Annotated in this window: 17 protein-coding genes, 1 tRNA gene and 1 pseudogene; 8 read left to right on the top strand and 11 right to left on the bottom strand. The window is 61.0% G+C overall.

The window, feature by feature from the left end; all coding sequences use genetic code 11:
* Positions 1 to 57: 57 nt before the first annotated feature.
* The 3 genes from MYA_RS05140 to MYA_RS05130 are packed head-to-tail and all read left to right on the top strand — an operon-like array spanning position 58 to position 2,039.
* Entirely contained in the window at positions 58 to 702 is a 645-nt protein-coding gene (locus MYA_RS05140; protein WP_014722744.1) for an SCO family protein, read from the top strand.
* A gap of 7 nt (positions 703 to 709) precedes the next feature.
* Complete coding sequence (locus MYA_RS05135; RefSeq protein ID WP_011883988.1) at positions 710 to 1,156, top strand: copper chaperone PCu(A)C; 447 nt, start codon at positions 710 to 712, stop codon at positions 1,154 to 1,156.
* Between the two features lie 10 nt (positions 1,157 to 1,166).
* The gene (locus MYA_RS05130) at positions 1,167 to 2,039 is read left to right on the top strand and encodes a cytochrome c oxidase assembly protein (protein WP_014722743.1); all 873 of its coding nucleotides are present in this window, start codon (positions 1,167 to 1,169) and stop codon (positions 2,037 to 2,039) included.
* A gap of 22 nt (positions 2,040 to 2,061) precedes the next feature.
* Here the strand turns inward: MYA_RS05130 and MYA_RS05125 are convergent, their stop codons facing one another.
* On the bottom strand, positions 2,062 to 2,553 hold the full coding sequence (locus tag MYA_RS05125; RefSeq protein WP_011883986.1) for a GNAT family N-acetyltransferase: 492 nt from the start codon (positions 2,551 to 2,553) through the stop codon (positions 2,062 to 2,064).
* Between the two features lie 131 nt (positions 2,554 to 2,684).
* Positions 2,685 to 3,551: a pirin family protein gene (locus tag MYA_RS05120; protein ID WP_041493798.1), complete on the bottom strand. Its 867-nt coding sequence runs from the start codon at positions 3,549 to 3,551 to the stop codon at positions 2,685 to 2,687.
* A gap of 110 nt (positions 3,552 to 3,661) precedes the next feature.
* On the opposite strand from MYA_RS05120, the gene MYA_RS05115 reads away from it, so the two are divergent.
* Both MYA_RS05115 and MYA_RS05110 read left to right on the top strand, forming a co-directional pair.
* Positions 3,662 to 4,579, top strand: coding sequence for a LysR family transcriptional regulator (locus tag MYA_RS05115; RefSeq protein WP_011883984.1), 918 nt, complete (start codon positions 3,662 to 3,664; stop codon positions 4,577 to 4,579).
* A 157-nt stretch (positions 4,580 to 4,736) separates the two neighbouring features.
* The gene (locus MYA_RS05110; RefSeq protein WP_014722739.1) at positions 4,737 to 5,249 is read left to right on the top strand and encodes a GAF domain-containing protein; all 513 of its coding nucleotides are present in this window, start codon (positions 4,737 to 4,739) and stop codon (positions 5,247 to 5,249) included.
* 126 nt (positions 5,250 to 5,375) lie between these two features.
* Here the strand turns inward: MYA_RS05110 and map are convergent, their stop codons facing one another.
* Complete coding sequence (map, locus tag MYA_RS05105) at positions 5,376 to 6,182, bottom strand: type I methionyl aminopeptidase (RefSeq protein ID WP_014722738.1); 807 nt, start codon at positions 6,180 to 6,182, stop codon at positions 5,376 to 5,378.
* Complete coding sequence (locus MYA_RS05100; RefSeq protein ID WP_014722737.1) at positions 6,182 to 6,418, bottom strand: ParD-like family protein; 237 nt, start codon at positions 6,416 to 6,418, stop codon at positions 6,182 to 6,184. The genes map and MYA_RS05100 overlap by 1 nt, the downstream gene beginning before the upstream one ends.
* Before the next feature lie 149 nt (positions 6,419 to 6,567).
* On the opposite strand from MYA_RS05100, the gene MYA_RS05095 reads away from it, so the two are divergent.
* On the top strand, positions 6,568 to 7,233 hold the full coding sequence (locus MYA_RS05095) for a helix-turn-helix domain-containing protein (protein WP_014722736.1): 666 nt from the start codon (positions 6,568 to 6,570) through the stop codon (positions 7,231 to 7,233).
* A complete protein-coding gene (locus MYA_RS05090; RefSeq protein WP_014722735.1) occupies positions 7,230 to 7,778 on the top strand; it encodes a GNAT family N-acetyltransferase in 549 nt (182 codons plus the stop codon). The genes MYA_RS05095 and MYA_RS05090 overlap by 4 nt, the downstream gene beginning before the upstream one ends.
* Before the next feature lie 90 nt (positions 7,779 to 7,868).
* Here the strand turns inward: MYA_RS05090 and MYA_RS30895 are convergent.
* The 6 genes from MYA_RS30895 to MYA_RS30885 all read right to left on the bottom strand — a co-directional run bounded on the left by MYA_RS30895 (position 7,869) and on the right by MYA_RS30885 (position 12,067).
* A tRNA-Cys gene (locus MYA_RS30895) sits at positions 7,869 to 7,984 on the bottom strand.
* A 200-nt stretch (positions 7,985 to 8,184) separates the two neighbouring features.
* Positions 8,185 to 8,745 carry a hypothetical protein gene (locus MYA_RS30890; protein ID WP_146125928.1) on the bottom strand — a complete coding sequence of 187 codons (561 nt, stop codon included), beginning with the start codon at positions 8,743 to 8,745 and terminating at the stop codon, positions 8,185 to 8,187.
* A 159-nt stretch (positions 8,746 to 8,904) separates the two neighbouring features.
* Complete coding sequence (locus MYA_RS05085; protein ID WP_041493797.1) at positions 8,905 to 9,204, bottom strand: hypothetical protein; 300 nt, start codon at positions 9,202 to 9,204, stop codon at positions 8,905 to 8,907.
* A gap of 203 nt (positions 9,205 to 9,407) precedes the next feature.
* Positions 9,408 to 9,929 (bottom strand): DUF3916 domain-containing protein, encoded by a 522-nt coding sequence (locus tag MYA_RS29330; protein WP_081056110.1) that lies wholly within the window; start codon positions 9,927 to 9,929, stop codon positions 9,408 to 9,410.
* Between the two features lie 526 nt (positions 9,930 to 10,455).
* Positions 10,456 to 11,292 (bottom strand): FkbM family methyltransferase, encoded by an 837-nt coding sequence (locus MYA_RS29325; RefSeq protein WP_014722733.1) that lies wholly within the window; start codon positions 11,290 to 11,292, stop codon positions 10,456 to 10,458.
* A gap of 190 nt (positions 11,293 to 11,482) precedes the next feature.
* A complete protein-coding gene (locus MYA_RS30885) occupies positions 11,483 to 12,067 on the bottom strand; it encodes a hypothetical protein (RefSeq protein ID WP_148278544.1) in 585 nt (194 codons plus the stop codon).
* A gap of 241 nt (positions 12,068 to 12,308) precedes the next feature.
* On the opposite strand from MYA_RS30885, the pseudogene MYA_RS31690 reads away from it, so the two are divergent.
* Positions 12,309 to 12,501, top strand: a pseudogene (locus MYA_RS31690) (transposase); the annotation flags it as partial.
* Here MYA_RS31690 and MYA_RS31825 read toward each other — a convergent pair.
* Entirely contained in the window at positions 12,466 to 12,666 is a 201-nt protein-coding gene (locus MYA_RS31825; RefSeq protein WP_060081600.1) for a hypothetical protein, read from the bottom strand. The pseudogene MYA_RS31690 and the gene MYA_RS31825 sit on opposite strands and share 36 nt — an antisense overlap.
* Between the last annotated feature and the right edge of the window lie 234 nt (positions 12,667 to 12,900).

Raw genomic sequence — 12,900 nt, 5'->3', positions numbered from 1 at the left:
GGTCGCGCGCCCCAGTGCGGCGCGACCGACGTCATTCCGTCCGATTCGAGTCCCAGGATGTCGCTTGCCCGTCCCGCGCCGCGCCGGCGCCGCTCCAGCTTCAACCGTTTCGCGCGCATGGCCGCGGCGATGGCCGTTGCCGTCGCGCTCGCCGCGTGCACGCGCGACGAGCCGGGCTGGCACCTGACCAACGTCACCGGCCATCTGCCCGACCTGTCGTTCACGCTGACCGGCGGCGACGGCCGGCCCGTCGACGCGAGCGCGTTTCGCGGCCGCGTCGCGCTCGTCTACTTCGGCTACACGCACTGTCCGGACGTCTGTCCCGAGACGATGGCGCGGCTGATGGAAGTGCTCGCGAAGCTCGGCCCGCGCGCGAACGACGTGCGCATCCTGTTCGTGTCGGTCGATCCCGCGCGCGACACGCCGCAGGCGCTGCAGTCGTACGTCGCCGCGTTCGACGCCGCGCACGCGCGCGGCCTGACCGGCAGCGACGGCCAGATCGAATCGCTCGCGAAGCGCTACCGCGTCGCGTACCAGATGGAACAACGCGATCCGTCCGGCGGCTACGAGGTCACGCACAGCTCGGCCGTCTACATCTTCGACGCCCACGGCCGCGCGCGCCTGCTCGCGACCGACGGCGACTCGCCGGACGCCATCGCCGCCGACGTGCGGCGGATCATCGACACTGCCCCCACCACGTGAACCAGACATGAAGCCGAAAACGATCCTCAAGACGTTCGCCGCCCTCGCCGCGCTGTGCGCCGGCGCACACGCCTATGCGGCCGGTGCGATCACCGCGCAGAACGCATGGGTACGCTGGCTGCCGAACCAGCTGCCCGCCGGCGGCTACGTGACGCTCGTGAACACCGGCGACAAGCCGGTCGATCTCGTCGACGTCGACAGCCCCGACTACGGGATGGCGATGCTGCACCAGACGGTGTCGAACGGCTCGACGCAGAAGATGGAAATGGTCGACAAGCTGACGATCCCCGCGCGCGGCAAGGTCGACATCGCACCGGGCGGCTACCACTTCATGCTCGAGGAGCCGAAGCACGCGATCAAGCCGGGCGACACGGTGCGCCTGCGCCTGAAATTCTCCGACGGCGAAACCGTCGACGCGCCGTTTGCGGTGAAGTCGCCGGCCCAGGCGAAGTGATGCGCGTGCGATGAACGTCCTGTACTGGCTCGATCCGTGGGAACCGTCGCCGACCGTGGTGATCGCGGTGCTGACGGCCGCCGTGCTGTTCGCGCGCGGCGTGAAGAAGGCGAAGGTGTCGCCGCTGCGGCAGTTCTCGTTCTGGCTCGGGCTGACGGCGCTCTACATCGCACTGCATACGCGGCTCGACTATTTCTTCGAGCACGAGTTCTTCATGCACCGCGCGCAGCATCTGGTGCTGCATCACCTCGGGCCGTTCTTCATCGCGCTCGCCTATCCGGGCGCGGCGATCCGCGCCGGCATTCCGTTTCGCTGGCGGCAACGCTTCGTGCGCCCCGCGCGCGCATGGGCGCCCGTGCGCGCGGCGCTCGACCTGGTGTTCCATCCGGTCGTGGCCGTCGTGCTGTTCGTCGGGCTGATCTATTTCTGGCTGCTGTCGCCGATCCACTTCGTCGCGATGCTCGACTGGCGTCTGTATCGCGTGATGAACTGGAGCATGGTGATCGACGGGCTGCTGTTCTGGTGGCTCGTCGTCGATCCGCGTCCCGCGCCGCCCGCGCGGCTGTCGCCGGGCCGCCGGATTCTGATCGTCGTCGCCGCCATCCCGCCGCAGATCGCGCTCGGCGCGCTGATCTTCTTCACGCCGCACGAGCTGTATCCGATCTACTCGATCTGCGGGCGCGCCTTCACGTGGCTCAGCCCGTTGCGCGACCAGCAGATCGGCGGCCTGCTGCTGTGGATTCCCGGCTCGATGATGAGCGTGATCGGCGCGCTGATCGCGCTGCGGCACTGGATGCGGCTGTCCGCACGCGGCCGGCTGATCGACGAGCGCGCCGCTGCGCGCAGCGCCGCGCGGCCGGCGGCCACGCGCAACGCCCACTGATCCCGGCACGCCGCGCCGCGCGTCAGCCGCGCGCGCGGGTCATCCACACGTGCGGGATGCCGTCTTCGTCGTGCACGTCGGAGCTCGGCTCAAAGCCGAACGCACCGTAAAAGCGCTGCAGGTGCGCCTGCGCATGCAGGCTCATCTGCGTATCGGGCCACTGCGCGGCGATGTGTTCGAGCGCGCGGGCGAGCAGCGTATTGCCGAGGCCGGCCCCGCGGAACGCGGCGGTCGTCAGTACGCGGCCGATGCGCACGTCGGCATGCTGCGCATCGGGCAGCAGCACGCGCAGATAGCCGGCGACGCGGCCCGCCGCGTCGTACGCGGCCAGGTGCCACGCGGCCTGATCGGCATCGTCGATGTCGCGGTACACGCAGTTCTGCTCGACGACGAACACGGCGCTGCGCGCTTCGAGGATCGAATAGACCTCGCGTGCGCTCAGGGCGTCGAAGGATTTCCAGCGCCAGTCCAGGTCGGCGGCACGCGGGGAGATGGCGGATGCGGAAGCGTTCATGGGCGGTCCTCAGTGCTGTTTCGGGCGCGCCGGTGGGCGCGCGGCAACCGACGATTATGCCGCGAAGCGCGGCCGCTGCGCCCGCGCCGCCGCGCACATGCAAAAAGCCCCGCATTGCGCGGGGCCGTACGTCATGCGGGCATCCGTCCGAAGCGGCCGCCGTTGAAATCGTCGATCGCGGCGCGGATTTCCTCTTGCGAGTTCATCACGAACGGGCCGTAGCCGACCACCGGCTCGTCGATCGGCTCGCCGCTGAGGATCAGCAGCTTGCCGTCACCGTTCGCCTCGATGTCGACGTCGCTGCCTTCGCGGCCCAATTGCACGAACTGCGCTTCGCGGGCGACCGTCTCGCCGTTCACGAGCACCGTGCCGCTCAGCACGACCACGGCGAGCGTGCGGCCTTCGGCGATCGGGAACCGCGCATGACCGCCTGCGGCGAGCCGCACGTCCCACACGTCGATCGGCGTGTGCGTGCGGGCCGGGCCGCGCCGCCCGTCGAGCTCGCCGGCGATGATCCGCGCGCGACCCGCCCCGTCCGGCAACTCGACGACCGGGATGTCCGCGTTCAGCAGCGTTTGATAGCCCGGCCCGCCCATCTTGTCGGCGGCGGGCAGGTTCACCCACAGCTGCACCATCTCGAGCGGGCCGCCGCGCTTCGTGAACGCTTCCGAGTGGAATTCCTCGTGCAGGATCCCGCTCGCGGCCGTCATCCATTGCACGTCGCCGGGGCCGATCACGCCGCCCGCGCCGGTCGAGTCGCGGTGCGCGACTTCGCCGTCGTAGACGATCGTCACCGTTTCGAAGCCGCGGTGCGGATGCTGGCCGACCCCGCGCGGCGCCGACGCCGGCTCGAAATTCGCGGGGCCCGCATAGTCGAGCAGCAGGAACGGGCTCAGATGGGCGCCGTGCGACTGATAGCTGAACATCGAACGCACCGGGAAACCGTCGCCGACCCAATGGCCGCGCGGCGCGCTGTAGACACCACGGATCTTCTTCATTTGCCTTCTCCGAATTGCGGCGAAACACGTGTTTCGCATCCTGACGATCAATATAGAGATGGAACGATCGATTCGGTAGACTCGCAAAATCGCACTCAGCGTTCCATTTGATGAACGATCAACAGCGAGATCTCAACGATCTCTATTACTTCGTGCAGGTGGTCGAGCACGGCGGGTTCGCGCCGGCCGGGCGCGCGCTGAACATGCCGAAGTCGAAGCTGAGCCGGCGCGTCGCGCTGCTCGAGGCGCGCCTCGGGATGCGGCTGATTCAGCGCTCGACGCGCCGCTTCACCGTCACCGACGTCGGCCAGACGTACTACGCGCATTGCCGCGCGATGCTCGTCGAGGCCGACGCCGCCGACGAGGCGATCGCATTGCTGCACGAGGAGCCGCGCGGCATCGTGCGGGTCAGCTGCCCCGTCGCGCTGCTCGACTCGCTGGCGGGCGCGATGATCGCCGCGTTCATGGTCGCGTGCCCGCACGTCGAGATTCATCTCGAAGCGACGAACCGGCGCGTCGACGTGGTCGGAGAAGGGATCGACGTCGCGATTCGCGTGCGTCCGCCGCCGCTCGAGGACAGCGATCTCGCGCTGCGCGTGCTGGCCGAGCGCGGGCAATGCCTGGTCGCGAGCCCCGCGTTGTTGCGCGAACACGGCGCGCCGGCCGTTCCGGCCGACCTGACCCGCATGCCGAGCCTCGACCACGGCCTGCCGCAGGCCGCGCACGTGTGGCGGCTGCGCGGCCCGGACCAGGCGCATGCGGAGATCCACCATCAGCCGCGGCTCGTGACGGGCGGCATGCTGGCGTTGCGGGCCGCGGCGGTCGCGGGCGTCGGCGTCGTGCAGTTGCCGACGATGATGGTGCGCGACGAACTCGCGCGCGGCGAACTGGTGAACGTGCTGCCCGACTGGGCGCCGCGCCGCGAGATCGTGCACGCGGTGTTCGCGTCGCGGCGCGGGCTGCTGCCGGGCGTGCGCGCGCTGCTCGACTTCCTGGCTGCGCGGTTCGCGGAGCTAGAACCCGATTGATCGGGGTTGCCGGTGCACGCGCCGGTTCGACGCGATGGCCGGGAGCGACAGTGACGGCGGCGAATCACGCGCTGCAAATGCGCGGCGCGTGCCGTAGACTGCGGGGCCGGCATCGCGCATCGCGCGTCCCCCTTACTCTTTTCTCTGCACTTCAGCCATGTTCACGCTGTCCACCGACCCTCACGCCTCCAAGGCCGAACTGTATGCGACGCTCGCCGAGCAGGCCCGCTCGCTCGTCGAATCGGAGCCGGACCTGATCGCAAACGCCGCGAATTTCTCCGCGCTCGTCTATCACTCGCTCGATCGTCTGAACTGGGCCGGCTTCTATTTCTTCGACGGGACGGAGCTGGTGGTCGGCCCGTTCCAGGGCAAGCCGGCCTGCGTGCACATCGCGCTCGGCAAGGGCGTGTGCGGCACGGCGGCGCAGACGCGCCAAACGCAGGTCGTGCGCGACGTGCATGCGTTCCCCGGCCATATCGCGTGCGATGCCGCGTCGGAGTCGGAAATCGTCGTGCCGCTGGTAGCGGCAGACGGCACGCTGATCGGCGTGTGGGACGTCGACAGCCCGGTCGCCGCACGTTTCGACGACGAAGACCGCAGCGGGATGGAAGCGCTGTGCCGCGTGTTCGTCGAACACGCGTGGCAAAAGGCGCGCGAGCGAGCAGCGTGATGCTGCGGGTAGCAACCACGCCGGTGGCGTGAGGAGCGCAAGCGTCAGCCTAGGCGCAAGCGCTAGGCGCAAGCCCAAATGAAACGAGCCCCGGACCGGGGCTCGTCGTCGTTGGCGGCGTGCGCGTCAGGCCGCCTGCGTGCCGGTCAGCGCGGCGAACGCGTGCGGCTTCACGTCGTCGGTCAGCACGTCGACGCCCTGCTCCGTCACCACGACCATGTGCTCCCACTGCGCGGACAGCGAATGGTCCTTCGTGACGACCGTCCAGCCGTCGGCCAGCACGCGCGTGTCGCGCTTGCCCGCGTTGAGCATCGGCTCGATCGTGAAGATCATCCCGGGGCGCAGCGGCACGCCGGTGCCGGGGCGGCCGTAGTGCAGCACCTGCGGCTCGTCGTGATACACGTCGCCGATTCCGTGCCCGCAGTATTCGCGCACAACGCTGAAGCCTTCGCGATGCGCGACCTGCTGGATCGCATAGCCGACGTCGCCGAGCGTCGCGCCCGGACGCACCGCGCGAATGCCCGCGTGCATCGCCTCGTAGGTGGCCGCCACCAGACGCCGCGCGAGTTCGCCGGGCTCGCCGACGAAGTACATGCGGCTCGTGTCGCCGAACCAGCCGTCCTTGATCACCGCGATGTCGAGGTTCACGATGTCGCCGTCGCGCATCGGCCGCGACGACGGGATGCCGTGACAGACCACGTGGTTGACCGACGTGCACAGCGTTTTCGGATAGCCGTGATAGCCGATGTTGGCTGGAATCGCGCGCAGTTCGTCGATGATGTATTCGCGGCAGCGCGCGTCGAGCTCGTCGGTCGTGACGCCCGGCTTCACGTAGTCGGTGATCATCGTCAGCACTTGCGACGCGAGCTTCGCGGCTTCGCGCGACTTCGCGATGTCGGCGGCGCCGCGGATGGGAATGTCGCGCTTCGCCATTACGCCACCTGCTCGATGTCGCGAGCGGCCGGCTGCGCCGTACCGGCGTCGCCGCCGCGCGCCTCGGATTCGATCAGCATCCGGCAGATATCGCCATAGGACAGCGACGGATTGAGTTCCGCGAGCATGCCCACGCGCAGCCAGTGCTCGGCCTGCGCGTTGATCGACCGGCTCAGCGCGGTGCTGGTCGAGCGCAGCCGTTCGTGCATGTGCTCGGAAATCTTGATGATGCCCATATGGCTCCAATTAAACGAAATGTAGTCGTTTCGTATATTACGCTGGCGCTGCGCGCGGAGCAAGTATTCGGTCGGACTGCGAATCGGGAGTCTGGCAGCCCGTGATTTCGTTGACACCATATTCCAGCTTGATGGAGAATCCGTCCATCATGCAAGAAGCGACTACCCTTCCCGCGCCTGATGCAGGCATCAACGAGCGGATCGCCCGCCGCGTGCGCGACTTGCGCACGTTACGAGGCTACACGCTCGATACGCTTGCCGCGCGCTCCGGCGTGAGCCGTTCGATGATCTCGCTCATCGAGCGCGCGTCGGCCAGCCCGACGGCCGTCGTCCTCGACAAGCTCGCGGCCGGCTTGGGCGTGTCGCTGGCGGCGCTGTTCGGCGGCGAGCGCGACGACGCGCCCGTGCAGCCGCTGGTCAAGCGCGCACAGCAAGCGGAATGGCGCGATCCGGCGTCGGGCTATCTGCGGCGCAATCTGTCGCCGCCCGGCTGGCCGTCGCCGCTCCAGCTCGTCGAAGTCGATTTCCCGCCCGGCGCGCGCGTCGCGTACGACACGGGCGGCCGCGACAGCGCGCTGCATCAGCAGGTATGGGTGCTCGGCGGACGCGTCGACGTCACGTTGGGCGACGCGCTCCACGAGCTTCACGAAGGCGACTGTCTCGCGATGCGCGTCGATCAGCCGCTGATTTTCAGCAATCCGACGGCGCAAGGCGCGCGCTATGTCGTCGCGATCTGCGATGCCACCGCCGCGGTCGGCATGCGCGGCGCGGCATCCGTTCAAAGCCGGAGCCGACCGGTGCAGGAGTCCACATGAATTTGCCGAAAACGCACGACGACGTGCGCCTGATCGATTGCAACGAGGCCGAGCATGCGGCGGCCATCCTCGAGATCCTGAACGACGCGATCGTCAATTCGACCGCGCTGTACGACTATCGGCCGCGGCCGCCGGAGGCGATGGTCACGTGGTTCGCAACGAAGCGCGCGGGCGGTTTTCCGGTGGTCGGCGCGGTCGACGATTCGGGCACGCTGCTCGGCTTCGCGAGCTGGGGCACGTTCCGCGCGTTTCCGGCGTTCAAGTACACGGTCGAACACAGTGTGTACGTGCATCGCGATCATCGCGGGCGCGGGCTCGGCGAGTTGTTGCTGCGCGAGTTGATCAAGCGTGCGCGCGATGCCGAGGTACACGTGCTGGTCGGCTGCATCGATGCAACCAACGCGGGCAGCGTCGCGCTGCATACGCGTGTCGGCTTCGTGCATTCGGGGACGATCGCCGAAGCGGGATTCAAGTTCGGGCGCTGGCTCGACGCGGCGTTTTATCAGCTGAAGCTGGACACGCCGATGCAGCCGGTGGATGGGTGAGCGAGGACGCGGATGGTCGCTGAAGATAACGCCGCGCGAGCGGCGGAAAAGAAAAAGCCCTGATTTCTCAGGGCTTTTTCTCTTCCTACTTGGAGGCGCGAGCCGGAGTCGAACCGGCCTAAACGGCTTTGCAGGCCGTCACCTTATTCATAAAATCAAGATGTTGCGGCAATTGACCATCCACATTGACCGCTCTGCCGCGCGCCTCAACTCCTAAGCCCAGTGACGATGTCATGCGGTCGGCCAAGCCGCACTGATTGCAACGGCCGATTTCGACCCGGAAGAGACCTTCGAGCCTGCTAATAGCGGTCATTTGCTCCTCGTAGGCAGCCGCCACCTAAATCGGGCGGTCGCCGAACGCTAAGCGGAAACAATGAAGTATCTGTCACCGTTGAAATTCGTTGCGTCACTCGTTGACCGCTGGTCGCTCTCGGTCCCCGTTCAAGCATACTGACGAGTCACTGTGAACCACGGAAAGGCCGGGGTTGATCTGAAAAGGTGAGGAGATAGGCACAGTTGCAATAATTTGAGTTTTATCATTCGCCAGTTCCCACGTGTAATCCAGCTCGCGGGAAACGAAGGCACCCATCTTTGTATTTATCGATTTATCTTGCACTGACAGCACCGGACTTCCGTGTTGTTTCACAAGATCAAATTGCAAATCAATTAACGTTGCTGGAGTGAATGATTCCGCCTTCAAGACACTAGTTAGGCGATCGTCACAGAATCGCAAGATGAATATTGATGCTTGACCATTGACAGGATCGAATCGTGTAACGGTTGTCGCATCACCGGACTTTGAAATGCTTCCACCGCCTGATCGCACAGTCTGCTCGACCTCAGCTTTAGGTGTTCCACTTTTAAAGCCCCACTCGTCAAACGCGAGACACTTCGGCGCCATAGAAAGAAAAAAGAGCGAAGTCGCAATCGAAGTCAAAAAACGATAACCACGCGTTAAGTTTTTCATGTTCTGTTATTTTCTCTCACTATTTTTATCTTACGACAGTCACCGGCCAATTCTTTAACCGTAGATTCGTTCTTCCATACGCGACGGGTCACCTCCGTTAGTCTAAGTGCGGGCCACGATCCACTGCATTGTGGTTCAGTCAGCGAGTGCTTATGGCCGTTACTCCCCCAATTCCCCCAAGCTGCCGAGGATGCTTATAAGCAAAAAAGCGGCGAGTAGTAATCCGAGCAAAACATAAGTCAGCAAAAATTTGATTGGCGATTCTGCTTTGTATATGGTGCCGCCGCGCGTATGGGCTACGTCTTCCGTGTGATAGCTCGATATCGTCGCGATCAAGCCTGCCGTCGATGCGAACAGGGCTCCGATCCATCCGAAGTGGATAATGTTGGTCGGGTATATGTAGCATACTCCCCACGAAACGATGGCTACTATGAGCAGCCCCCACACCGCTTTCTTCATCACTGGACCTGACCGGAAACATACTAATCGGTGCAATTGTCGGCGATCCGAGCGGTACTGTCGAATGGCTCTTCCTGGCCGACTAGCGCCCGACGCGGTCGGCTGCAGCCGACCCAAAACGGGAATTCAATATTGGCCTCAACGATCATTCATCACGCAGAAAAGTCAGCGTATTGTTAGCGCTGCCTTACAGGCACCTGTGCTCACCGAACGATTTCACCAAAATACCAGCACTCGTATTCGAACGAGCGACCGTCTTCGTCAAGATTCTTGACGATGATACCCAACTCAGAAATGCCAGTCGGCACGTGCAACGCCCATTCACTGGATAGTTTGCGGTCGCGTATGAATTTCCTTTCGCCGAATACATTTGCGCCTTCGTGAACCTGAGCGCTGAAGTAATCCTCGTCGAGGTAGACGCAGACTTCGCTCGCGAACATGTCCGGAAGGCAAATTGCGCATGTCACCCGAGCGGACCGAATCTCGGCTGGTTTGCGAGCGAGAAGATGCGCGGATGCATCTATAAGACCTTGTGCACACGCTCGCCGGGTAGCAGGTGTGGCATAGCGCCCCAGAACAAGGCTGTGATGCACCGGGATCTTCCAATTCCAGTAAGGCTCATTCGCGTTCCAAACGTTGCCTGGAATGCAACTCAAGAGTCTTTCTGGCCATTTCTTGACGGCACGAAGCCGACGAGGAATGCCACGAAGTTTCTTTTCAGACATACGGTGCTCCACGCACGGCCATCTTGACTCCTAGGTCGCGTTTATGAAACTCAGGAACAATGGACGTTATAGTTCACGCTGTTGATACTGGGGTCAACTGCAGTCTTCCACGCATTGTCGACGATTCAGGCATCGTTGTCGAACGACTGTTCTTGGCCGAAAAAGGACAGCATCGGAGATCTCCGCCCTGGTATTCCGCCCCGGAGTTCAGGGGATGGAATGATAAGCGTGAGGCTTATCCAGCAAGGCTCTCACCCTTTGCTGTAGCGAATCTGTAGCACGTAAAAAGGCCCGCTCGCAGCGGGCTTTCGTGTCTCTGGGCACCCAATCCCACCGTTTGGTTGCAAAGCAACTTGCACCGCCTGATGATGCAGCAGTACCTTCGCCTTATCTGACACGGTCCAGTGCACAAAGCTACGCCGCGAGCTACGCTCACCCTTTTCAGACTCAATCGGTAACTGAGACCAAAGCGACATGACGGATTGGATCGTTTGTGTCTTTTTTACCATCCAAAGCTTCAAAAATATCAATAGCGAACAAATTTCGCAGTACGCCATTGATCGCCATCATCGCATTTCACGTGACCGTCAGATGCCTTGATTTCGTGAAGCCCCTGCATTTCCCCACACTCGGTCGGAACTGCTATCGCATCAAATGACCATAGCCCCTCAAATATATTTTCCCCATTATTTAGGAAATTAAGCCTATTGTACAGAGGCGTAATGTAATACCAAAGTCTATAACCCAACGGGGAAAGCAACTCAAGGTATCGCTGCGACTCATCGCCAGTATAGTGATTCAGATATTCGAGATGTAATATTGGTCGATATTTTTCTATGACCCTCAACCCACCACGAAGCACATTTATTTCAAACCCTTCGACATCCGCCTTAAGAAAATCAACACGACAAAAATCAATCGAGTCAAGCCTCTTAAGAGGAATTCTCTCAAACCCAGTGTTCTTCGAATAAACTGAAGTCGCACCAAAATTATTTTGATTTCTCGGATCGATCGCTGGAAAATCAATAGTTCCATCAGTATCGCCAATCGCACATTGATTCGCGTGAACATTTAGGCAGTGATTTATAACCAGATTAGCACAGAGCACTTGAAAAACATGTCGCTGCGGTTCAAACGCAAAAACGACTCCAGAGTCACCAACTGCTTGAGATAACATCACTGTGTGAGAACCTATGTTTGCACCCACCTCAACAACAGTATCTCCTTGCCGGACGATTTGGGAAAACAAAAATGTCTCAGCCTCCGACCATTCTCCATATTTAATCAGGCTTTGCCCAATTGTGTCATCGTTACGATTAAAAATCATCGTACCGTATCGGCATTGCTGAGTAACATATATCATCACAATTCCTTGATTTCTTCACCACACTCAACATGATGGAAACTCCGCGATCAATAGCGGCTGCGCAACATTACCACATCACGACTAAACAAGAAAATGATCGCATGGCGTTAAATTATAGGGAATTTAGCTCACCAATCCAGAAATAAAACCCGAATGACGAGACGTCACTCGGGTTCAGATTTAAAATTTACGCAACTTTGATAATTGTCACCGCCCCCTGCAAACTAAGAGTGGCTTTGTTCTGAGCGCCAACCACCTTGGAATAACCAAGCCATACTTTTGTATTGGCTCCCCATCCAAGAGGAGGTATACCCACGAGGTTGATAGTGCCCAAACTCTGGGTTGACTGTGAGCCCAGCACCGGTGATGGAATTGATTGAACCGAATATTGATATACGCCCGGCCATGGATATGCCGTTCCCGCAGCAAATGTGACCTGTGCGGGGATTTGATATGTATCAACCGCACTAGAAACTATGTTTGCGTGTGCAAGGACAACATAGATTCCACCTTGATTGAGCGTAATTGTCCCATCACTATTTGCCGTATACGGAAACCCATTGAAGGCATTACCCAATCGACAATCCACTTGATAGTATGTGCCGTTGTCTATTCCATGCGCCAAATTCGGTTGAGAGGAATTACCAAGCTCGATCGTAAGGCCGGAAACATTCGATGTTGAAGATTGGGCCTTGCTGTCTTTGCTTGCAAGAATACCCAAAGCCAACGGAATTGCCGAAGCAGCAATTAATTTGCTACGATTATTTTCCATGAAAATATAATCTTCTGAAGATTATCAAAACATACCCCGAGATGTGGCCAGCAGAAGTACAGGCGATCGAAATTTCGTGCTCGCTTAATTATCATAAGGATCGGATCACGAAAGTCTGTGAAAGATTGTTAAATTTCAGAGATGATCGGGGACACCGCCCGTTTTGCGCAACTTGTACGATACTGGAGCGGCCCCACGTATCTGAGGACACAAGGACTCTCTTAAAATAAAGGATAGTCTTGTGCCTATCAGTAAGCCTAGTCATTACGTGGAAAGCATCGAAATTCTGACCGAGCCGGAGCGCCGTCGTCGGCGCACGGCGCTAGAAAAAATCGCCATCGTGCAGGAAACATTGGAGCCGGGAGCGTCGGTGTCGGCCGTTGCACGTCGGCACGGCGTCAACGCCAACCAAGTGTTCGGCTGGCGCAAGCGTCGGAATCAGGCACCGATACTCGCCGCAGATACTCGCGAACAGCGTCCAGCGTCGTCGCGATCGCTTCGCGTTGCTCAACAACGTCCGTCGGCACAATGCCGGCATCGAGCAATTGCTCCAGCCGGGCGACGTACGCGTCGCCCTCTTCTTCAGATTGAAACGTCAAGGAAAGTGGCTTTGGGAGAAGCTTCGAACGTCGGATGATGTATTCCCACGTTCCGGAGGGTCGTAGTCGCTTGGTCGCCATGCGCTGACGCGAACCGGCCTATACGGCCAAAGAGCCGACTTAGGCGTGGTTGCGCGTGTTTCTTGAGTGGTTAGAGGCGACTTTGTACCACTCTCGGCGACTTTCTTACAACGATGAAAGTGGAGCGAGAAAAAGAAAAAGCCCTGATTTCTC

This window comes from Burkholderia sp. KJ006 (assembly GCF_000262695.1).
GTDB lineage: Bacteria > Pseudomonadota > Gammaproteobacteria > Burkholderiales > Burkholderiaceae > Burkholderia > Burkholderia vietnamiensis.
Note: the sequence above shows the minus strand (reverse complement) of the source record. Positions and strands in the feature narration are given on the sequence as shown.